Source organism: Neisseria lactamica (assembly GCF_901482445.1).
Taxonomy (GTDB): domain Bacteria; phylum Pseudomonadota; class Gammaproteobacteria; order Burkholderiales; family Neisseriaceae; genus Neisseria; species Neisseria lactamica.
Window position 1 is genome coordinate 2,177,402 of record NZ_LR590477.1, and the last position, 21,488, is coordinate 2,198,889.

At 43.0% G+C, this 21,488-nt stretch carries 17 protein-coding genes and 4 pseudogenes; 5 read left to right on the plus strand and 16 right to left on the minus strand.

From position 1 onward, the window contains the following. Window positions 1-7: 7 nt before the first annotated feature. The gene (locus FGL10_RS11740; RefSeq protein WP_003711101.1) at window positions 8-1,237 is read right to left on the minus strand and encodes an ATP-binding protein; all 1,230 of its coding nucleotides are present in this window, start codon (window positions 1,235-1,237) and stop codon (window positions 8-10) included. Window positions 1,238-2,061: 824 nt separating this feature from the next. Further along, on the minus strand, window positions 2,062-2,403 hold the full coding sequence (locus FGL10_RS11750) for a helix-turn-helix domain-containing protein (protein WP_232043747.1): 342 nt from the start codon (window positions 2,401-2,403) through the stop codon (window positions 2,062-2,064). A gap of 413 nt (window positions 2,404-2,816) precedes the next feature. On the opposite strand from FGL10_RS11750, the gene FGL10_RS12250 reads away from it, so the two are divergent. Both FGL10_RS12250 and FGL10_RS11760 read left to right on the plus strand, forming a co-directional pair. Continuing rightward, window positions 2,817-3,002: a hypothetical protein gene (locus FGL10_RS12250; protein ID WP_003711105.1), complete on the plus strand. Its 186-nt coding sequence runs from the start codon at window positions 2,817-2,819 to the stop codon at window positions 3,000-3,002. 258 nt (window positions 3,003-3,260) lie between these two features. Further along, on the plus strand, window positions 3,261-3,698 hold the full coding sequence (locus tag FGL10_RS11760) for a virulence-associated protein VapD (protein ID WP_003711106.1): 438 nt from the start codon (window positions 3,261-3,263) through the stop codon (window positions 3,696-3,698). Between the two features lie 1,548 nt (window positions 3,699-5,246). On the opposite strand, the gene FGL10_RS11780 is transcribed toward FGL10_RS11760, so the two are convergent. Continuing rightward, window positions 5,247-5,609 carry a zinc ribbon domain-containing protein gene (locus FGL10_RS11780; protein ID WP_003711110.1) on the minus strand — a complete coding sequence of 121 codons (363 nt, stop codon included), beginning with the start codon at window positions 5,607-5,609 and terminating at the stop codon, window positions 5,247-5,249. A gap of 420 nt (window positions 5,610-6,029) precedes the next feature. On the opposite strand from FGL10_RS11780, the gene FGL10_RS11790 reads away from it, so the two are divergent. From FGL10_RS11790 to FGL10_RS11800, 3 genes are all read left to right on the plus strand, one after another. Next, window positions 6,030-7,394, plus strand: a complete 1,365-nt coding sequence (locus FGL10_RS11790; RefSeq protein ID WP_138251463.1) for a Fic family protein — start codon at window positions 6,030-6,032, stop codon at window positions 7,392-7,394. Between the two features lie 401 nt (window positions 7,395-7,795). Beyond that, entirely contained in the window at window positions 7,796-8,260 is a 465-nt protein-coding gene (locus FGL10_RS11795) for a hypothetical protein (protein WP_003711114.1), read from the plus strand. A gap of 126 nt (window positions 8,261-8,386) precedes the next feature. Then, on the plus strand, window positions 8,387-9,676 hold the full coding sequence (locus tag FGL10_RS11800; protein WP_036470677.1) for a type II toxin-antitoxin system HipA family toxin: 1,290 nt from the start codon (window positions 8,387-8,389) through the stop codon (window positions 9,674-9,676). A gap of 336 nt (window positions 9,677-10,012) precedes the next feature. Here the strand turns inward: FGL10_RS11800 and FGL10_RS11805 are convergent. From FGL10_RS11805 to FGL10_RS13065, 13 genes and pseudogenes are all read right to left on the minus strand, one after another. Continuing rightward, a pseudogene (locus tag FGL10_RS11805) lies at window positions 10,013-11,799 on the minus strand (ShlB/FhaC/HecB family hemolysin secretion/activation protein). Between the two features lie 54 nt (window positions 11,800-11,853). Beyond that, window positions 11,854-12,453 carry a protein-lysine palmitoyltransferase gene (locus FGL10_RS13125; RefSeq protein ID WP_332000816.1) on the minus strand — a complete coding sequence of 200 codons (600 nt, stop codon included), beginning with the start codon at window positions 12,451-12,453 and terminating at the stop codon, window positions 11,854-11,856. Then, window positions 12,450-12,911: a hypothetical protein gene (locus FGL10_RS11815; RefSeq protein WP_004467569.1), complete on the minus strand. Its 462-nt coding sequence runs from the start codon at window positions 12,909-12,911 to the stop codon at window positions 12,450-12,452. Before FGL10_RS11815 ends, FGL10_RS13125 begins: the two co-directional genes overlap by 4 nt. A gap of 306 nt (window positions 12,912-13,217) precedes the next feature. Beyond that, window positions 13,218-14,390 (minus strand): annotated as a pseudogene (locus tag FGL10_RS11820) (VENN motif pre-toxin domain-containing protein); the annotation flags it as partial. An 81-nt stretch (window positions 14,391-14,471) separates the two neighbouring features. After that, window positions 14,472-15,368, minus strand: a complete 897-nt coding sequence (locus FGL10_RS11825; protein ID WP_003711493.1) for an IS3 family transposase — start codon at window positions 15,366-15,368, stop codon at window positions 14,472-14,474. After that, window positions 15,272-15,622 carry a helix-turn-helix domain-containing protein gene (locus FGL10_RS11830; RefSeq protein ID WP_003711431.1) on the minus strand — a complete coding sequence of 117 codons (351 nt, stop codon included), beginning with the start codon at window positions 15,620-15,622 and terminating at the stop codon, window positions 15,272-15,274. The genes FGL10_RS11825 and FGL10_RS11830 overlap by 97 nt, the downstream gene beginning before the upstream one ends. Before the next feature lie 130 nt (window positions 15,623-15,752). After that, on the minus strand, window positions 15,753-16,406 hold the full coding sequence (locus FGL10_RS11835) for a hypothetical protein (RefSeq protein WP_231844341.1): 654 nt from the start codon (window positions 16,404-16,406) through the stop codon (window positions 15,753-15,755). 34 nt (window positions 16,407-16,440) lie between these two features. Continuing rightward, window positions 16,441-16,932 (minus strand): immunity 42 family protein, encoded by a 492-nt coding sequence (locus FGL10_RS11840; protein WP_003711489.1) that lies wholly within the window; start codon window positions 16,930-16,932, stop codon window positions 16,441-16,443. Window positions 16,933-16,955: 23 nt separating this feature from the next. Continuing rightward, complete coding sequence (locus FGL10_RS12740) at window positions 16,956-19,076, minus strand: VENN motif pre-toxin domain-containing protein (RefSeq protein ID WP_232043714.1); 2,121 nt, start codon at window positions 19,074-19,076, stop codon at window positions 16,956-16,958. Between the two features lie 305 nt (window positions 19,077-19,381). Then, window positions 19,382-19,471 (minus strand): annotated as a pseudogene (locus FGL10_RS13060) (hypothetical protein); the annotation flags it as partial. Window positions 19,472-19,707: 236 nt separating this feature from the next. After that, complete coding sequence (gene mafI, locus FGL10_RS11865; RefSeq protein WP_003711570.1) at window positions 19,708-20,127, minus strand: protein MafI; 420 nt, start codon at window positions 20,125-20,127, stop codon at window positions 19,708-19,710. Window positions 20,128-20,153: 26 nt separating this feature from the next. Then, window positions 20,154-20,726: pseudogene (gene mafB / locus FGL10_RS11870) on the minus strand (polymorphic toxin MafB class 2); the annotation flags it as partial. A 412-nt stretch (window positions 20,727-21,138) separates the two neighbouring features. Then, window positions 21,139-21,399 carry a VENN motif pre-toxin domain-containing protein gene (locus FGL10_RS13065; RefSeq protein WP_415087385.1) on the minus strand — a complete coding sequence of 87 codons (261 nt, stop codon included), beginning with the start codon at window positions 21,397-21,399 and terminating at the stop codon, window positions 21,139-21,141. Window positions 21,400-21,488: the final 89 nt, after the last annotated feature.

The following is a 21,488-nucleotide window of genomic DNA, read 5'->3' on the forward strand; positions in this document are numbered from 1 at the left end:
GGCAGCCTCAAACACAGGCCGCAGGCACGGCAACCAAATTCTCCGCCAACCAGATTTTTTGCGGGTACTGGTTGATAATCGTGCCGTGGGCGATGCCCAATTCGTTTGCCGGCAGCGTGTTGCGCAGCAGGTTGAAAGCAGCGGCCATTTTTTTATTGGGATTGGCGGTGGCTTTGATTTCAACGGGATACAGCATCTGCCGATGTTCGATCAGTAGGTCGATTTCTTTTTGATTGGTGTCGCGGTAAAAATAAATCGGCGGTTCTTGACCTTGGTTGTGGAAGGATTTGATGATTTCGCCCACCACGAAGGTTTCAAAAAACTGTCCGCTCTTGGCTCCGTTTTGAATGGTTTCCGGTGTCAGCCATTTGGTCAGGTAGGCCATCAGGCCGGTGTTCAACATATAGACTTTCGGGGTTTTGATGGCGCGTTTGAGGTGGTTGTTGCCGTAGGGTTGCAGCAGATAGACGATGCCCGATGTTTGCAGCACGGTGAGCCAACGCTTGACGGTATCCACCGATACGCCGATTTCCTGGGTCACGCTGCTGTAATTCAATAACTCCCCGCTGCGTGCGGCAATAGCAATCATAAACCGTGTGAAATCGCCGCTGCTGCCTACATTGACCAATTGGCGCACGTCGCGTTCGATATAGGTGGCGACATACGAGGCATAGTAAACCTGCCAGTCGGTCTCGGGCTGCTCGTATAAGCGCGGCATATCGCCGCGGTGGATAATCTGCCAGATATTCTCGTGTTCAGGTAGCCTGAATACGGGTTTCCGGTCAGCCAAATAGCCTTCGTCCGGTACGAAGGCCGCCTGAAAATCATCGCCGCGCATTTCGCGCCACGACAATCCGTTTAATTTCAATACCGCAATACGCCCGGCCAGGCTTTCGCTGACATTTTGCATCAACTCAAAAGCCTGCGAACCGGACAGCAGATACAGGCCGTTCTGCCTGCGCCGGTCTATATCCATTTTCAGCAGGGGGAACAGCTCGGAGGCGTATTGGACTTCGTCCACAATCAGCGGCGGCGTGTGGTTCAATAAAAACAGTTGCGGCTCGTTTTTGGCTTGGTCGAGCAGCAAGGGATCGTCTAAGGTAAGATATCCGTATTCGGGCGCAATGTGCTGAAGCAGCGTGGATTTGCCGACTTGCCGCGCACCGGTCAGCAACACGGCGGGAAATTGGGCGGACAGCTTTTGCAGAACGGATTGCAGGTGACGTGGGTAATACATAACAAAATCCAGTTTAATTTAAGATTGAATCTTAGTTTAAACTGGATTTTTGCGCAATACTTCTTGATTTGCGTGGTGATGATGCCGTGGTTGCACTGCGAAACAGCCGTACACTCCTCGTTATACAGGCGGACATGGTTCTCGGGCGTGATGCGCCGCTCATTTTGGCTGTTGGGCAGGTCATCAACAATGGAGACTGGGCTGCATGAAACGGTAGATTCTCTAGCGGTACAAAAGTTACGTAAAGAGTGAACAGCATTGAGCAATCAGCGAGAATAACAGGAAGTAGCTGATGATGGTGACGCTTACCGATACATAACCCGATTAACAAAGAACCTCTCTTTTCAGTTAGGCAAGCTGACCGACAAAGGCACGTCTGTACAACTGCTGAAACCAGAACATGCTCTTTCGCAGCTACAGAGCGTTTTTGACGTGGTTCAGATAGCGCCACGGGATGAGCTTATGGAGTACGGCACACAAGCCTCCCTGCTTCAAGCACACGCAACAGAACAGCAACGGATACTGCGTTCGACCCGTGTCGACATCAATGTAGTCTTGGAAACGGTACAAGGAACCCAAAATTCTTCCCATAATCTACTACGCCCAGCCAGAGATATTCAGTCCCGTCCTTCCCAAGCACCATCGGTATCCCCGACCCCCAACTGCAACCCTGACGACCATTGGTGGAACCGATATTAACTGATCCCAAAAAGTTGGACAGTTTAATCAAGCGGCTTTCAGGGAGTGAATTCTGTACTGAACAGGTAGTCGGCTTTTTCGTTTGCGGCGGATGCTGTTTTTTCACGGGCTTTCTTCCTTTGGGTTTAGGGTTTGGGCTTTAAACTGTTAATACCATTCAAACGATAGAGGCGCAACCATTGCAGCAAGATGGAGCAGTCGGGCAGATTCAGTTGGTCTGCGGCAGCTTTTTGGTACATTCCCTGCCCCGTCACCGGGCGGATTGCCTCAAGTTTGTATTCGACCGAATATTTTGTCGTATGCTTTCTGCGTTTGATGCCGCTCTCACCGTGTAATCTGTATCTTGTCACCCATCTGCGTACCAATGAATCGGAAATAGAAAAATGGTCTGCTGTTCTTGTGCTGCCGTTCCCTGCCAAATAGTATTGGACGACGGCAAGTCGGAATTCATCTGAATATTTTGCCATAAAAAACTGAACCTCCTAAAGTCGGTAAGGTGTCTCATTTTGGGGTGCAGTTCAGAAGCGGTCTTTTTTGCCTGCCGGTTTTGAATCATCCTCCGTGTATATTCCCTTGACGAAAAAAATGATGATATTACGGATACTAAAACTAAGGTCATATCCCCCCCTACTCTCCCTAAGCAAAGAGATGAAACAGCGTATCGGTCCCCTACCGGTTGAATTTTCCGAAAAAAAGCGACGTAGCCAGCATCAATATATATATAAGAACAGCACAAATAGCATCAATACATCACGCAACGAAAAAAGTCAGAAAAATGCACTTAGTAGTGTTTGGATATCTGTTGTTTTGTGCTGTCAGTATTGCTTCTTTCTGTGTTTGCAGTTTAGCAGTTGTACAGTTTTACAGTAAGGTTTAAACAATGACTGATTTATTTTTAAATGCAGATATTGTAGAGGATAAAAATGACCAAAGTCCTTTCAGTAACATTTTTGATTTTTTAGCGAGCCTTTTCATTTCCCCGGCGAGATCGGAAATGGCAGCGGTACTTTGGCCGCCGATATGCTTAAGTTCAAAACCTTACGCCACCAAAACCCTTGCTAGCTAAGGGTTAAATAGCTTACTTGAAATCTACTTAAGTCTAATCTAAACTATCCAATATGGATAGATTTTTAGACATAGGGCAAGCAGTAAAATTATTGTGCTGAAAGCACAATCACTCACTGGTGGTCTCAAACACGTGCCGACTACCTCGCCGAAAACACTATCAGCCGCGATAAACTGTGGGAAAAGCTCGGTATCATGCGCCGCACTTGGTATTATCGCGGGAAACCGATGCCGTCTGAAACGCAACAGGAGAAAAATAATGAGCCGTTACCTGATTACCTTTGACATGGATACCAACTGTCTGAAAAACAATTACCACGGAAATAGCTATAACAACGCCTATGCGGATATTAAACACATCTTGGCTAGACATGGATTTGAAAAGATTCAGCGCAGTGTTTATCTAGGCCGTGAAGGCATCAGTGAAGCACACGGAACAATAGCCATTCAGGAACTGACCGCTCGGTTTGATTGGTTTTACTCCTGTATTTCAAACATTAAGTTTTACCGCATTGAAAGCGATTTGAACGCACAATTTATCGCTGATGGTGTGTATCAAGCCAAACAGGCTTTCCTTCAACGTGTTGAACAACTTCGTATGTCCCTAACAGAAGCTGGATTGTCTGATGAGCAAATCAATCAGGTTCTGGAAAAACAGAAATTTGAATTGGAAAGTCCTAACCTGAAATTAAATTAACCTCCTTTACTCTTAAACATCCGCCGCAGTTCTGTCAGTTTTTGGCGCGCTGCGGCGTTTTCTGTGCGTTTTAGAGCTTCGGGTAGGGTGTGAAACAGCTCACTCGAAATCTACTTAAGTCTAATCTAAACTATCCAAGCAGTAATTAGTACAAAAAAAGCAAACTTATTTTAGGAGCTTATGATGACTGAAAAATTGCAGCCGCGATAAACCGTGGGAGAGTCTCGGCATTTCCCACGCCACTTGGTACAAACGTGGCAAACCGATGCCGTCTGAAACCGTACAACAGGAGACAAAATAATGCTTGCTCAAATTGAACTCACACCCTGCCAGCTAATGGTTTCCATAACTTAAGGTTACTGGGTTTACGCACTAAGGTTACTGAACTTAAGCATATCGGCGGCCAAAGTACCGCTGCCATTTCCGATCTCGCCGGGGAAATGAAAAGGCTCGCTAAAAAATCAAAAATGTTACTGAAAGGACTTTGGTCATTTTTATCCTCTACAATATCTGCATTTAAAAATAAATCAGTCATTGTTTAAACCTTACTGTAAAACTGTACAACTGCTAAACTGCAAACACAGAAAGAAGCAATACTGACAGCACAAAACAACAGATATCCAAACACTACTAAGTGCATTTTTCTGACTTTTTTCGTTGCGTGATGTATTGATGCTATTTGTGCTGTTCTTATATATATATTGATGCTGGCTACGTCGCTTTTTTTCGGAAAATTCAACCGGTAGGGGACCGATACGCTGTTTCATCTCCTAGCTTAGGGAGAGTAGGGGGGTAGATACGACCTTAGTTTTGGCATCCGTAATATCATCATTTTTTTCGTCAAGGGAGTATATCGACTCCAGAAAACAGGTATTAGATACTGCCTTTTCTTACGAGAGTGATGGCAAGATAGTTCTCTTCAAGTCAATCAAACAGGAAAGTATTTCTTTTCTGTCTGAAGATTTGAAAAAGGACTGAATGTTTCACAAGGTTAAAACTGGGGAAAAAGATGGATATGGTTCAGATGAAATGCTGAGCGCACCCCGTATCTATTTGGAAATGATGTCGCGGAAAACGGGAGTCCCCTACTCCAGTATTCTTTAAATTCTAAGCAGAAAACTTCTTCGTCGGTCTTTTTTTGTTGCTTGGTTTGCATGGAGTAAAACTGTGCAACTGCTGAAGTAGAAAACCAGCAAGAAGGTAAAAAGAAAGAAGCAGTTTTTTGGATTTTAGATGTTACCGCAATTGGTTTCCTTTCCTAAAATTTGTTTAAATTATTTGCAATATTAATATAAACGAGATATTAATGATGAGAAATCAAAAAGGCATACTGAATATAATTTGTACAAAATATTTGCAGTATTTAAAAATGTTGGTTCGTATATGAAAAGTTAAAAATGCCAAAATGTACAGTTGCTAAACTGTAAAACTGCTAAAGCAACAAAACATAAAAAGGAATGCAAGGATGCGATCACTACATCTTTTTATTCCGAAGCGTTTATGATTTTACGGTCAACTGCTACTCTATGTGCCTAGCTTTTCAGCTCCCTATTTTCGAATATTGGAGGAGGCATTTTCATCAGTGTCGTAATGCCGACCAAAACTCTCACAAACCATATTGGTTCTTGTGGCAGCAACACCTATCCGTTTGTTCAAGCGACCACAAGAGTAACATGATTGGCTGGTAGCATTGGCTTTAATCTCTTCGATATGAACTCCATTTTTAGCTGCACCTTCTTTCAGCGTATGCAGCAGTAGGGATGAGGCAACTATCTTCTGGTGGAGTTTGTTGACTTTAATCTGTATGCACTGTAGGTTGAGCAGATTCAATTTTTTGATACAGAGTATCCGGCTTTGTTCGGCAATTCTGTTTGCGAACGTATAGTAGAGCTGTCGTCTTGCAGCTTTCAATTTGCGGTAGGTATTTTACCATTCAATGCGTAGCCGCTCGGTACGTTTGAGCCAAATGTTATCTTCGCCATTTGTACCAATTTGTTTTTACATTAGGCTGTGTTTTAGTAATCTATTGATTTCAATTATTTGCAAGGGAAAAGACAATTATTTTCCGGTTAGGAATAAACCTATCCTGTTGAATACCTTAAAGCCAAATACGCCTATCAACACCATATTAAAACACAGCCTTTTTTAATATAGTAGACACAATCTTTCCCTATTTATGAAGGTGATAGCTTCTTTCAGATTCGTATTTTAATACTTTCTATTTCTAGAAAATTTGACTAAAATAACTCAATTATAAAAAATTGCGCGATTTTGGTATTTATCATGAAAATTTCCAGACCTCCGGAATTTACCCTGTTGCAACAGGAATATATGCAGCATCTCACTGAAAGAATGACGCAAATTGCCAAGCTGCTGAATTCTTCCTCAAACAATCCTGATATAGACATTCCCGATTTTCTTACTGAAATCAAAGATTATTCAGAATTTTCCGTGACAGATGAAAATGGAACCTATCTGCATTGGGACAAATTCCGCCGGATTCACACGGAAGATACGCGGATGAAATGGCGCGCCGTTAAGGAAAGCCGCAAAAAAATCCAAAAACCAATTGATTTCCCGTTTGAACATCAGTTTTGGTTCTGCATTCCCGACTCTTTGCAGGCACGGCTTCATTTGATTGACAAAAGCTGCGGCAGTTCTATCGGCACGTCTAGCTTGGGTGGCTTTGGCAGAAGCGAGCAAAACAGATTCTTGCTCAAGTCTCTGATTATGGAAGAAGCGATTACATCCGCCCAACTGGAAGGCGCGGCTACCACGCGCAAAGTGGCCAAGGATATGCTCAAATCGCAGCGTAAGCCCAAAACAAAAGACGAAATCATGATAGTGAACAACTATCACTTGATGAAAAAAGCGGTAGAATTGAAAAATACGCCGTTAAGTGTTGAAATGATTTTGGATTTGCACCGCATTGCTACCAGCAACGCTATTGAAAACAAGGCCGAGCCCGGACAATTCAGGCAGGATGACGAAATCTTTATCGCCGATATCAATGGTAACAGCCTGTATCAACCACCGCCGCACGGACAGGTTCATACGCTGATGGAAGAGGTGTGTGCGTTTGCCAATAATACCTATGACGGCGTGGAAAATCCGTTTATCCATCCGGTTGTCCAAGCTATTATCTTGCATTTCCTCATCGGCTACATCCACCCATTTGGTGATGGCAACGGGCGGACAGCGCGGGCTTTGTTCTATTGGTTTATGCTCAAAAACGGCTACTGGCTATTTGAATACATATCCATCAGCCGTCTTCTGAAAAACGCTCCTGCCCAATACGCCAAATCCTATTTGTATGCGGAAACTGACGATTTAGATTTAACCTATTTCATCTATTACCAATGCGATATTATCAAGCGGGCGGTTGCCGATTTGGAGCACTACATTTCCGACAAACAAAAACACCAACAGGAATTCAAAGCAGCGATTGCCCAATATACTGAAAAGATAGGAAAGTTGAACCAACGGCAAATTGGTATCCTGCAAAAAGCAGTGGAAGAAAGCGGAAAAATCTTTACTGCACAAGAAATTGCCAACCAATACGGCATCTCCCTGAATACTGCCCGTAGCGATTTGAGCAAACTGGGAGAATATAGATTCCTAGTGCCGTTCAAATCAGGAAATGCTTTAGAGTATGTTGCTCCTCAGGATTTATTGGAAAGGTTAGAAAAAAAATAGTTTGCTAGCCCAAAATGCAGCTTTAACCGAGTCAAAATCAATACAGTCCGCACTTTCAAAAAGAAGCTGCGGACTGCTTGCTTTTTGCTCTACAAATGATCTTTGTAGCTGATTTAACCAAGATTGTAGCAATTTTGCTTTCCAAGCAAGCAGGGTTAGAAAATTCGATACTTTTAATTATTGGCTGTGTTTTAATATGATGTTGATAGGCGTGTTTGGCTTTAAGGTATTCAACAGGATAGGTTTATTCCTAACCGGAAAATAATTGTCTCTTCCCTTGCAAGTAATTGAAATCAAAAGATTACTAAAACACAGCCTTACATTATTGGGGTGACTATCCTGTAAAATATGTCCTAAAACATGGAAACCACTTTTGCTCTGCTAAATTTTAAGGAATCTTTATGTTACATATACCCCCAACGGAACCTGATCGATATGTTAGCAGTATTGTAGCCTTAAACGTGCATAGTCCTAACGGTACAGGCGATTGGCACAGTGCAGCAGCCCTTAATGATGATGCTTACCCCCAAGATTTCTATATTTATGGCAAAGATCAAACACGTAGCACGTTACATTTGCTTGGTAACGTTGGTGTGATTGATGGAACAAACCGCTTCAATGAGATGGGCTATTATCCTGAAAACATCCCAGTTTGGCTCGCAGATCACCCCCGTGCTTGCGTGGATTATCTTTACACAGCAGTGTTACAAACTGGCTCAATCGGTCGTGTGATTTTAGATGATTGGTTTCCAAGCGATGAAGACAAGCAATCAGTTTATGACTTACTTAACCAAATCGAACCGCACTTGAATACTCAAGAATGGGAGAATTTACAGCTATGGAAACGCAAAAACCCAATAATGTAATGCTAACCGAACGAGATAAAAGGCACGAGAAGCGGTATTGCTGAATTTCATCCGCAATACGCAAAGTACAATTAAATCAGCAGAGGTATCTAAACGACCCGCTGTTCCAGTTTGAAAGAACTTCTCATGATGAAGTCTATCCTCGCCGTATTCGGAAATCGTATGCGTAAACCCAGAATCACCCATTTGGATGTTTGGGCAAACGATGAAAGAATCGGTACTCTGGAAAAGGGGGCCATGTATCGGTTCACATACGACAATTCCAATTCTTCGTTGCTGGGCCTGCATCATCAAGACAGAAGCAAGGTATATATCAGCAACAACATGCCGCATATCTTTGTACAGTATTTTCCGGAAGGCTTTTTGGCTGCACACATCACAAGCAAATATGCTTTTCATGATGCGCCTTTTGAAGACAATGAGATGCTGCGCTTGGCAATTCTGGGCAGAGAGGCTTTGGGTCGGATACATGTGCGCTGTAATGACTCGCTTTTTAATGAATGGATTGACGGGTTGGAGATGAAAAATCCAAGAATATTGACTGAACGAGATTTGCTGGGCATAAATGCCCGACAGGTTTTTCAGCAATATATGGCAGAAATCTTCCATCACGGCCGTTTCGTCAGCGTATCCGGGATACAGCAGAAGATGTCCTTAGATGCCATCAGCAGAAATACCAAGCAAACTGACTCATACATTGCCAAGGGATTTGATCCGTCAGAATACCCGTGTTTGGCTGCAAATGAATTTTTATGTATGCAAACAATCAAACAAGCAGGTATTCCAGTTGCACAAACCAGCTTGTCGGAAGATTCATCCGTGTTGTTGGTACGTCGGTTTGATGTCGGCGAACAGGGTTATTTTTTAGGGATGGAAGACTTTACCAGTCTGCGCCAGTATTCGGTAGAAGATAAATATAAAGGCAGTTATGCGGCTATTGCACAGATTATTCGTCAGATATCTGGTAGACCCGATGAAGATTTAATCCATTTCTTTAACCAGCTTGCCGCCAGTTGCATATTGAAAAACGGGGATGCATACCTCAAAAATTTTTCAGTACTCTATCATGACGAATACGATGTACGTCTTGCACCTGCCTATGATGTATTGGATACATCAATATACGGAGTTGGAACACAAGGAACTTTTGATGCTTATGACGATATGCTGGCATTGAACCTAACTGACCTCGGTAAGAAAACATACCCTTCCAAGAATACATTGTTGGATTTTGCTGAGAAATATTGCGATTTGGGAAGAGAAGATGCATCCTTTATGATAGATACAATCGTTCAAGCTAAAGAACAGGTTCTTGTTAAATACTCGGATGTATTGCGCGATAACGGATGGCTGGCCCAACAATGGCATTTTATCCCGGATGAAAATGAAGAAGGTCTACCGTTTACATTCCGGTAGCTGCCGGGTCTGAACCGGCTGTCAGAGATGGCCGGTCGACTTTCACCCTGAAAATCACTTCATCTTATGGTGTTTGAAACCGAGAAATTAGAAGAATCGTATTCGGTAGGAGATATACTGGGAAGATTGGAAAACTGGTAAATCACTCTATTGATTGAGTTGGCGGCCTATATGTTTAATGTAGGCAAACGAGAAGGAATCATGTATTTCATGATTCCTTCTTAAATTTCTGTGTCAATCTAATATCAAAACACAGCCATCTCTTACCATAATCATGATAGGTATTTTATTATGAAAAGCTATATCTATAGTTACCGTTGATTTGACTATGCCGTTTTAAAACGTATAGCCTACCTGAAAACCGCTTGCCCATTTCCTTGATTGGAAAAATTCGGGCTTTTTCAATGCACGGCCGGTAAATATATCGTAATGCAGGTTGCCGCCAAGCTTTATCTGCCCGCGTATCCCAATTGCTGTGCCGGCTAAAGTTTGGCCCAATAACCATTTGGCGGATTGTCCTGAAACATGTCCTACATCAGCCCCAAGATAAAGCTGATGGCCTGGTTTAAATTGCCAGCTCAAATCGTTGCGCCAATACCATCCCCGCTCGGCAGACAAACTCATCTCACCGTCGAAGCCACGCACGGTGTGGTGTCCGCCGATAGCCAGTTTGTCTTGCGATGTTAGCGGGGTTTTGTTCCATTGTGCATGAACGGATGTGTCATAGGCAAATAGCTGTTTACCGATTTGAAAAGGAGTATTTACATCAGCCGACGCCGTCCAAATTTTCATACGTGACGTGCCTTCGCCAAAGGCTTCTTCAGGCGCGCGCAGAGCATCACTCATACCCGTCCCACGTTTATAAGCAATCTTAAATTGAGCCGTACTGTTGCCAATGTATTCTTTATGGCTTAACTCGGCTAACCAACCTGCCGTTCTACGGCGTTGCACTGTAATCTCCGCATCGTCAATATAGCTTTGTGTTCCGCGTGTCCATAATTTCGCACCAACATGTGTTTTGCGTTTGGCATCGCGGTAGATTAGGCGGTTGAAACCTAAATCGGTGTTGTAACTTTTACCGTTGTAATCATACGCTGCACTTAATCCTGCTACGGCTTGATGATAGCGGTAGCCGCTGTGATTGAATGCCCATGTCCATTTGCCAAACGGCACAGAGTAATGCAGCGCATAATTGTGTGTACCACCTTTTTTCAGGCTGCCTGAACTGTCTGTTTCATCGGGAACATTACCAATGGAACGTCCATAGTTCACATAAAACAAATCGCTTAATCCCAATGGATTATCCGCCGAGAAAGTAACATTGCCTTGATATTTACCTGTTGCCTTGGTACCCGAATCATCCATCCCCACACTCAAACGATAAGGCACCAATCTTTGCTGCCATTTCACCAGTACCGTACTTTGATTGGGTACCCCCTCCACAGGCACAATTTGAATATCTGCTTCCACTGTTGGAATACGCTTTAAATTCTCCAAACCCTGTTCCAAATCGCGCAAATTCAAGATGCCGTCTGAACGCGTGGGAAATTCATTTTGAAACGCCGCAATGCGTCCAGCATGGGTTTGATTCGCTTGCGACATATCCATTTCAACGTTTTTAAGATAACCTGCCAACACCGTTAAAACCAGCTTACCGCTGTTTAAATCCTGTGGCGCAGCCAAAATGCGCGTGGTGGTGTAACCCCGTCCAATCAAAATATTTTGCGCAACCGTCATAATGTGATTGATGTCGCCTGCATTCAAACACTTGCCAGCCTGAAAACCCGTTTCGCGCAAGGCACGTTTTAGGGCAAACTGAAACCGAGCATGGTGTTCGCCTTCCAACACCACTTCGTTAATGGCAAAACACGGTTGGCTGCTGTCATCGCCCATCAACTGATTAACCGTTTCCCCCGTGTTTTTTGATGCAAACGCACATCGCTTTCAGGCTGCATGGTTTGGCGCAACTGCTCTTCGCGTTGGCGTTGCTGAATATCTTGCTGCATACGGATTTCGGCAGGGTTGGGGGAGGCCAACAAAGTAGCAGGAGCGATGATACCTGCCAATAAGCAGCACCAAGACAAAAAGCGAATATTAGGCAAATAGGATAAAGGAAGTTTCATGGCATGGTCGCAAAATCAATAAAATCATCAATGGGCATTCAATACACGATTGCATCAAGTTTTAAAAGTTAAAATTCTCAAACCCTTATCGCTCCCTTTATGATACAAGGCGCGTAGTGTCCTACTAGGAAATAACTGGCGCACAGCTGAGCGCATTTGATGACTGTGTCCCAATGGCGCAAACCATTGAATCAACCAAATATTGTCGCCACAGTTCCAATCGCTGTTGTCGCGCAAATGGCGGTCAGATTCTAAATAATGCGCCTGCGCCACTTCATCAAAATAAGCCCATGAGATATAACCGATTGGTTGGGTACCCTTGCAAAACAAAGCGAACTGCCCGTTTTTTAACACAGGCAATATATACGTCATCATCTCCACAATAGGTACTTGGCGATGCGTAGGCGACTGATACCATAGCCAAGTGATGGCACCGAGTGCTTCGCTTTCGTTCCATTGTTCATTGAGGTAGAGTTTAGGGGAGATGATGTTTAAGGGTTGAGATGGTGGGCATAGTTTAGAGGGGGGGGTAAAACAAAAAAGGTAAGTGTAAGTGGTTTTAAGGCTGCCTGAAAGCGGATTAACAGCGAAAAAGAGAACGCGTGAGTGCGAGCACCCACGCTTGCTATCAGACAGACTGGCTATGCTTGTTATATATCTATATGGTTATATAGATATATAATTTTTTCACTCCATTCATTTGATTGTAGGGTATCTGTATCTTCAGCAATATACAAACCAATATCTTTTGACCAGAATGCATAAGTTTGTTGAATTATATCTATATTCTTCAGATAATTAAAATCTGAGAAAGCACCATCAAACATGCATATTATAGCTATTGGATTAAGCTGATTGATATTTAGTATTTCATCTTTAATTACATTAAATAAATCAATATTTTTGGAATATAAAAAATAAGATTCTGTTAAAAAAATATCATATTTCCACTCATTATTTTCAAGAATATATTTTTCAGATTTAATGCAACGTGATCTAGATTCCCATTGCTTTATATTTTCATGATTTCTGTCTTCTTTTAAAAAAATACCATAACACAATATAGAAAACTGGTCAGTACCACAATTTTTTAAAAAATCTATTATTTTCATTTAGTTACCTCTAATTAGGTTTAATTGATTATTATCTGGTATAAAGCTTGCAATGACTTTATCCTTATACGGCCCATCTTTTGCAACAACAATAACAACATATTTCCCATTTGATTTACCTAAATGAGCTATACCATTTGTTGCACCAATTCTCCAATCTGCTTTATGAACAGGGGATTGTAATATTGGCAAAGCAATTTTTCGGAAAGCATTAACCCTATTTTCTAATGATCCTGTATTAGGAATAAGAATGCCTTCTAAATGTCTAATTGCATGCCCTCCATTATTTCTCATGCCTTCTAGGGCATTTAGAGAATATTTTATTGATGCTTCTCGTTGCGCATGGGCTTTAAACTGACTACTCTGACTCCTTCTTCTCGTTTCCTGAACATTTTTCTCCACCTGCTCACGAGTTGTCAATTTATTAAGCTTCCTATCAACCTCCCATCTCGGTTTTGCATCAGACACAGGCTTAGCCTTAGGCATACCGGCTCCTGATTTACCCACACTGAACAAATCTATAGAAAACTGAACATATTCCGCAGCCTGCTCCGACAGCCCCAACTGCTTCAAGGTCTGAACCGTAATCGTCGGTCGTTGTTCGCTGGCTTTTTTTCCGAAGTTCTTCGCCCCAGTAATGACATGATCGTAGGAAGACGTTACACCAACCAAAGCGGCGGCACAGCCTAAGCCGAAAGTCTCGGCACAAGATCCGCCTCCGGCTACTCCTGAAAGAACAACACCCAAACTGCCCGAAACGATTTCAGCCCCGGGTGAGATGTAGCGGTGCAGGATACTTTTGTCTTCCCTATCCAGCTTTTCGTACTCAGCCTTCAAATAAGAGGCTACTAAATCAGGATGTTGATTTAGGTAATATAAGGATTCTTTTTCTAAGTCCTTAAACCGACTGTCAAAGCGTTGGTCTTGGGTAAATTCGATAATGCGTCCTATATTTTGACGACATTCGGTAATTCTTCCTGTGGAACTGCATTCATGTTTGACTTGCTCTTTTATGACGGAATAAATTTTACGGGCTGTCTGTTCATCCCGTTTTAAGGCTTCCGATGTCAGATAGAGGTTGTTTTCCACCGCATTCTGCCCGACCGCCCCTCCGGTTTGCGCCTCTGCCGGCGTGCCGCCCACGGCCGCGCCCGTCAGCGATGCAATCACCCCGATCTTCGATTTGATTTCTTCTTTGATATGTTCCGGCAGCAGGTTGGCATTGAACTCGCCTGTTTGCGGATCGATTGCGGTTTTACCGTCGTTATACCGTTGGGCAAGATGTTCCGCTGCTTTTTCAGCTGCAACCGCAGCCGAACCGCCGGCAGCAAAATTACCACCGTTGACGCGGGCGATAGCTGCTCCTAAAAGGAAATGTCCGACGGCTTGGGCGGTTTCGTTTTTGTTTTCACCGTGGCCGAATGTCCTGCCTATTGCTTCGGAGGCATAAGGCGCAGCGGCATTGACTGCGCTTTGTAACCCGCTAGCTCGGTAACGTTAAATAAAGGTCGTCTGAAACGTGAACTGGCCCCCAAATTTTGGACGCTCATAAAAGCCTATTCAGGCGCTCTGTGTAAGCTGGGTTCTGTATGCGACAGGACTCAGCTTTTTCAATTTCAAACTGCAACGCTCCCGGTTGTAGTAATCCATATAATCATCTATCTGTTTCATCAATTCGTCCACCGTCAATTCTCCTGCGTTATAGAAACACTCCGTCTTCAACACCGCAAAGAAACTCTCCATCGGTGCATTGTCCCAACAATTCGCCTTTCGCGACATGCTTTGAACCATGGAATGTTGGGCAAGCAATTCCCTATACCCCGCCGTACGGTACAGCACGCCTTGGTCAGAATGAAGCATTGTTCCTTTATCAGTCAGCCGGGGTGCGGCTTTTTCGAGCATTTCCTTCACCATTTCACTGTCGGCTCTGCGGCTCATGGCGTAGGCGACGATCTCGCGGTTGAACAAGTCCAAGATCGGCGAGAGGTACAGTTTGCCGTCCTTTCCTTTGAGTTCGGTCACGTCTGTCAGCCATTTTTCGTTGGGCTTTTTGGCTGTGAACCGACGTTTGAGGAGGTGTTCCGATATTTCGCCCATGGCGGGATGGCGGTAGGCTTTTTTCGCCCGTATGAGGGCTTTCAGTCCTAGCTGTCTTATCAACCGCGCCACTTTTTTGCGGTTCCAACCCAATGCTGCGGCAATGCGCCTTTGCCCGTATCGTCCTTTATGCCGCCGGTAGGTTTCGACGAGGAGGGCTTTGTCGGCTTCATCGGGGTCGGGTCGGTCTTGGTGGTGGTAGTAAAAGCTGCTTTTGGGCAGGTTTGCGATGTGTAGCAGGTATTTGAGCGGGTGTTGCGCCCTCAGTGTTTGGACGGTTTGGCTTTGTTCTTTTCGGTCCGCTTTTTGCTGAGGGCTTTTAACTCCTTTAGGTAGGCAACCTTTGCGCGCATATAGCACAACTCTTCGATAAGCTCCGCCTGTGTTTTTTCGTGGTCGGGTTTGTCGGCGATGAAGGGGTTTTTGCGGTGGTCGGTCATGGTTTTGGATTGGGGATGTTCGAGTGCGCCGACGCCGCCTTCTTGATAGGCGCGTATCCATCGTCGCAGGTGGGTTCGGGAGATGCCGTAGTGGTCTGCGGTACGCTGTTGGCTGCGTATATGCAGGTAGTAGAGTACGGCTTGGTATTTGAAGTGTAATGTATATTTGCTCATAAAAAAACTGCACCTTGTGAGTTGGAGGGGATGTGTCCAACTTTTGGGGTGCAGTTCAGTTTTCAGACGGCCTCTTAGCTCAAACCTTGTGCTAATTGTTGAGTTTAGGTTTCATATGGGCTACGGCTTGCTAAATTTCATTTAAAAAATCAGGATTTTCAAATAACTTGTAAATAAAACTCTCTATTGAGTCAGCTAACGGATTTTCCATATCCCATATCCAATAGACAGGTTGTTTAGGCTTATTTAAATTTCGCCTATCAAAACAAATAAAATATTCACTAAATCTTTCGAAAAATGGTACTTGATATGGTTCAATAACAAAATTAGAAGAAACTTGTTCTGATTCCCCAACCAATATATCTAAAATAGATAAAGGATCCATAATTCGATTATCAGACTCTGATCGAATACTTCCACTTTCATTTACAGTAAGAAAACCATAACCAATTTCTTTCCAAAAGCAGAATAAATCATATGGAATTTGGATATGCTTTTCTAACTCTAGAAAATCACTATCTGGTAATTTAAAAAATAGATTTTTCTCTTGGCATAATGAATATTCGTCGAAATTATTCACAATAATAGAAGAATTTTTTATTCGTTCAAACATATTATCTATCCAATCAGGATACCTAGCTGGAGTAATGTTTTGCCAAATATTACCACCATTATTTTCTAATGGTTGAATATGGTGAGCATCATACTTACTTCCTGTTGGCTTTATAAGCCTACCAGTTCTGGAAGATATTAAAAAACACGTGCTTGATGCATCTTTAAACATAGATTTTATGTGAGATAAATTTCATCATTATCATTTAAATATAATTAAATTTCATAATTATTTTTTCCATAATATTTTTTATATATCCTTTTTTAAACACCGATTCCTTAACAATATTATCATTTAAATATAATAATTTTTCATTATGCTTATTAGATAAATACCAAATATTGTCTTTTTCTTCAGGGTTATCAATATATTCTGTTATACAGTATTTCCAATATGAATAAGATTCCTCTTCTGATAATTCCATATTACGATAATGAACAGCATCGTTCAAAAAAACATATGCATTACAATAGTCTAAGTTAAATAAATTAGGGCACTCTAGATCATCAATTATTGAAATAAACTGTTGTATGCTACGCAAAGAATTTGGTAAAAAAGTAGATGTATTTGGTAGTTCTTGAGGAATCATGTCTCCATTCACAAAAAATGTAAAAATCCCTTCGGAAAAATTTTCTGAACTCCATTCGTCTATCTCCTCAATCCAAATTGCAAATTTATATGGATTCCCAAAAATCATTTAGAATACTCCTTGAATAAAATTTATTTTCCAGGAATACCCAATTTTCTACGCAATTGGATATTAAGTTTATCTATTCTATTCCTGTTTAAAATTCCTGCCCAGTGATACAAATTCCTGTTATTGCCAGTACCTGAAAAAAATTGATGCACTTCACCAGTTGATTTATCAAAAGTAACCCTCATACCGTCTTTAACGGAAATTGACTGTTGAAATAATTCTAAAGAATTTTTAGGTTCTAATGATGCTTCATGTCCAGGTCTTTTCCCACCGTGTCCTAATGAGTGTTTTTCATTAGATTGATATTTTAATTCATAGCTATCTTTACCCTCTCTAAAAGTTACTGTGGTTTCAGATGGAACAGGTACAGATGATCCTGTGCTTGATTCTTTATGTGGCCTTAAATCATTTCTCGAATAATTCTTCGACGCCAATGCCGTATCCGGAATCCTGCCCCCCTTCGCAACATTGCCGTTTACAGGAATACGGATATTCCCCACACCCGCCAACAAAGGATCACTGCCTGTAACATTCGACCTTATGTTTCCCAGATTGCGGCGGGCTTGATCTATTGCGGCCTTCATTTTTTCTGTATTTTTAGCGGCTTTGGCTGCCTGATAAGCTTTTTCGGCTTGATGGACTTTTCTGGCAGCATCTCCATAAAGTGGAATTATTCCTACAGTAGCAAAGAAATAATCGCCTTTGGTTTCTGCTTCTGCAAAACCTTTTATATCTCCGATAACTGGAATAAAGTCAATCAAAAAGTTAATAGCCTGGAGTTGTTCTGTTCGTAATTGCGAATAAGCGGCAGGATTTTCTTTCATTAAAGCCTGATCTTTTTTCCAAGCAGAATATGATATACCCACTGAATTATTCTCCACCGCATTCTGCCCGACCGCCCCTCCGGTTTGCGCCTCTGCCGGCGTGCCGCCCACGGCCGCGCCCGTCAGCGATGCAATCACCCCGCTCTTCGATTTGATTTCTTCTTTGATATGTTCCGGCAGCAGGTTGGCATTGAACTCGCCTGTTTGCGGATCGATTGCGGTTTTACCGTCGTTATACCGTTGGGCAAGATGTTCCGCTGCTTTTTCAGCTGCAACTGCAGCCGAGCCGCCGGCAGCAAAATTACCACCGTTGACGCGGGCAATAGCTGCTCCTAAAAGGAAATGTCCGACGGCTTGGGCGGTTTCGTTTTTGTTTTCACCGTGTCCAAATGTCCTGCCTATTGCTTCGGAGGCATAAGGCGCAGCGGCATTGACTGCGCTTTGCAATCCGCTTTGACCACCAAGCAGACCGGTCGCGAGGGTGATGCCGGCATTAAGGGCACGGCTGTGTTTACCTCCCACCCCCCAATTTTGGGCTTCGGCATCGGCTTTGCGATAGGTTTCTGAGTAGTTGATTAGGATTTTTTGCCGTTCGGTTTCGTCCAGTTTGGCGTAGGCTTCATAGCTACCGTCATTTTGGGCTTTCAGACGGCCTTCGAACTCCGATTCGGCTTTGGCTTTATTTTCTGCAGCGGTTTTTTGGCGGTTGCTGCTGAAAGTGTGCGCAGCGGTTACTATATCGGAAGTTGCTTTAGCTATAATCTGTTGCTTTTCGGTAATCTTGGCTAAATCGGGCAGAGCCGCAACAGCACGGTGTGCGTTACTGCTGTCACTATTGATACCCAGTTCTTGCGTAGTGGTCTCTTTGCCGCCGATGTTCAGACGGCCTTCGCTCAGGGTAGCATAGGTGGTGCTGTTGTCGCCGCCTTTTTCATATTGCGGCAAGCCGGGGTTGAAGTCGGTACCATTTTTGCCTGCAGAGCGTGCAAATGCCTTACCTAAGTTTGTTTGACGGAAGTCGGCGTTGTCGGGGGGTTCAGAGGGGCTGTCGCTACCGTAACTACCGCTCAAGCTGACATTGGATGCGCTATAACTGCTTTGGTTTTGAATATTTTCAAAAGTAAGACGTTTGGCAGTTAATTCATTTTGCTCCTTCGGCGCGGTAGAGGTAATGGCTCCGCCTTTTAGGTGGATGCTGTCGGCCTCGATGTGGTAGCCGCCTTCTCCTGCAAAAAGTCCGGATTGGATAGCCGCACTGTCACTGCTGCCTGAAGCTTTGCTTTGGTTGAAGTTGCCCGAAGCCTCCCAGGCGGTGCCCAAGGAAACTTGTACACGTACGCCGGCGCCGGTTTGTTTGTTGTCCTGTTCGGTATGGTAATGTAAGCGGGCAATTATAGCAATGCACAAAAACAGACAAAAAGATAAAAAAACGCCATAAATGAAAATTTAATCACATGTTTATAGGATATGGAAAAGAGGAAGCGAAATCTGAAGCCGTCTGAAAACAACCATAGGCAAAACCCATTTGTTATTTTCAGACGGCCTCTTAGCTCAAACCTTGAGAACCGCATGTGTGCGTTCCGCACACATCTTACTTGTTGAGTTTAGGTTTCATATGGGCTACGGCTTGCTGAATCACTATCGGCACAGCTTTTACCTTCGCACTTCACATTCTCTGCAACAACCATCAGGCAGCCACGACAAAAGTTGAAGATGACGCGATAGGGTTTTGTTCATGATTTTAGTTCCTTGATTTTTATAGAATGATTGCAAATAATTGGACAATATTATTCTAAATCAAGGATCTTATCTAAATCAAAGGATTGCTGCCATTCGTTTATGAGAACTTGTATTCAATACAAGTTCTAACATCTTAATCATGGCACAGCGTATAAGCGTGGATTTGCAGTCCAATCTATATCGCTGATTCTATTCATTAAGCTAATTATGCTTATTCCTCAATCACAGTCTCCACCACCGAATGAATACTTTTAGGCAATTGCAAAAAAGCATTCCAAGCAATTAAAGCAGTTTTAAAAGTATGCAGCGAACAGCTTAAATCAGGCCAGCCGTCTTCTTCATCAAATTCGTTGTGATAGAAAACTACTTTTTCAGCAGAAATATCCCAGCAAAAACCTTGTCCACCTCCTGAATAAACTTCATTGGGATTATTTTCTGCTTGATAGATAAATTCTAAATTTTCATCTATGTCTTTTTGTAGATAAAGGTCTCCTGTTAAAACATAAATAATATATTGATACACTGTTCCTCGTGTATTTATCTTTTGATTAGAAGAATTATCTAAAAACTGGCAGTAGTTAAATAATTCACCAGAACTAAACTGATCATAAAAACATTTTATTTTATACATTTAAAAACACCTTTTTAATCAATACTTCATTTACTATTATAAAGTGGATAAGCTGTTCGATTAGGTTCCGTAAATCCTTCTATTTCAACACCAGATTTACTTGTACCTCTCCATTTTTGACCTTCTAATTCCTTTCTTTTCTCCCAAGCCGAAGTAACTTCAGCCCTAATTCTAGCCTCATCCCAATCTTTTGGGAACATGGTGTGCTTGGTCATCACTTTCCCACCTTTTTTCGTTTTCACCTCCCAACTTCCATCAGGCTTTTTAATTTCCACTGTCGCTTGATAAACCCCATGTTTATCAGGTGCCGAGGTTTGTTGTATCACCCGTACATCACCACGGGTTAGACTATGCCCTCCTGTTACTGTGCCTTTCTTATTGATATCACCACCTATAAAATGATTAAAATCTAACCCTGTTTTATTTTCCCATTCTCGTTGCGCATGGGCTTTAAACTGACTACTCTGACTCCTTCTTCTCGTTTCCTGAACATTTTTCTCCACCTGCTCACGAGTTGTCAATTTATTAAGCTTCCTATCAACCTCCCATCTCGGTTTTGCATCAGACACAGGCTTAGCCTTAGGCATACCGGCTCCTGATTTACCCACACTGAACAAATCTATAGAAAACTGAACATATTCCGCAGCCTGCTCCGACAGCCCCAACTGCTTCAAGGTCTGAACCGTAATCGTCGGTCGTTGTTCGCTGGCTTTTTTTCCGAAGTTCTTCGCCCCAGTAATGACATGATCGTAGGAAGACGTTACACCAACCAAAGCGGCGGCACAGCCTAAGCCGAAAGTCTCGGCACAAGATCCGCCTCCGGCTACTCCTGAAAGAACAACACCCAAACTGCCCGAAACGATTTCAGCCCCGGGTGAGATGTAGCGGTGCAGGATACTTTTGTCTTCCCTATCCAGCTTTTCGTACTCAGCCTTCAAATAAGAGGCTACTAAATCAGGATGTTGATTTAGGTAATATAAGGATTCTTTTTCTAAGTCCTTAAACCGACTGTCAAAGCGTTGGTCTTGGGTAAATTCGATAATGCGTCCTATATTTTTGACGACATTCGGTAATTCTTCCTGTGGAACTGCATTCATGTTTGACTTGCTCTTTTATGACGGAATAAATTTTACGGGCTGTCTGTTCATCCCGTTTTAAGGCTTCCGATGTCAGATAGAGGTTGTTTTCCACCGCATTCTGCCCGACCGCCCCTCCGGTTTGCGCCTCTGCCGGCGTGCCGCCCACGGCCGCGCCCGTCAGCGATGCAATCACCCCGATCTTCGATTTGATTTCTTCTTTGATATGTCCGGCAGCAGGTTGGCATTGAACTCGCCTGTTTGCGGATCGATTGCGGTTTTACC

What these genes read in the sequence shown, in the direction of transcription:
- FGL10_RS11740 (WP_003711101.1), bottom strand. Translation starts at nt 1,237, where the DNA reads ATGTATTACCCACGTCACCTGCAATCCGTTCTGCAAAAGCTGTCCGCC.
- FGL10_RS11795 (WP_003711114.1), top strand. Translation starts at nt 7,796, where the DNA reads ATGTTACATATACCCCCAACGGAACCTGATCGATATGTTAGCAGTATT.
- FGL10_RS11835 (WP_231844341.1), bottom strand. Translation starts at nt 16,406, where the DNA reads ATGTTTAAAGATGCATCAAGCACGTGTTTTTTAATATCTTCCAGAACT.
- FGL10_RS11840 (WP_003711489.1), bottom strand. Translation starts at nt 16,932, where the DNA reads ATGATTTTTGGGAATCCATATAAATTTGCAATTTGGATTGAGGAGATA.
- FGL10_RS11760 (WP_003711106.1), top strand. Translation starts at nt 3,261, where the DNA reads ATGAGCCGTTACCTGATTACCTTTGACATGGATACCAACTGTCTGAAA.
- FGL10_RS11750 (WP_232043747.1), bottom strand. Translation starts at nt 2,403, where the DNA reads ATGGCAAAATATTCAGATGAATTCCGACTTGCCGTCGTCCAATACTAT.
- FGL10_RS11815 (WP_004467569.1), bottom strand. Translation starts at nt 12,911, where the DNA reads ATGAAAATAATAGATTTTTTAAAAAATTGTGGTACTGACCAGTTTTCT.
- FGL10_RS11830 (WP_003711431.1), bottom strand. Translation starts at nt 15,622, where the DNA reads ATGAGCAAATATACATTACACTTCAAATACCAAGCCGTACTCTACTAC.
- mafI (WP_003711570.1), bottom strand. Translation starts at nt 20,127, where the DNA reads ATGTATAAAATAAAATGTTTTTATGATCAGTTTAGTTCTGGTGAATTA.
- FGL10_RS11790 (WP_138251463.1), top strand. Translation starts at nt 6,030, where the DNA reads ATGCAGCATCTCACTGAAAGAATGACGCAAATTGCCAAGCTGCTGAAT.
- FGL10_RS11800 (WP_036470677.1), top strand. Translation starts at nt 8,387, where the DNA reads ATGATGAAGTCTATCCTCGCCGTATTCGGAAATCGTATGCGTAAACCC.
- FGL10_RS12250 (WP_003711105.1), top strand. Translation starts at nt 2,817, where the DNA reads ATGACTGATTTATTTTTAAATGCAGATATTGTAGAGGATAAAAATGAC.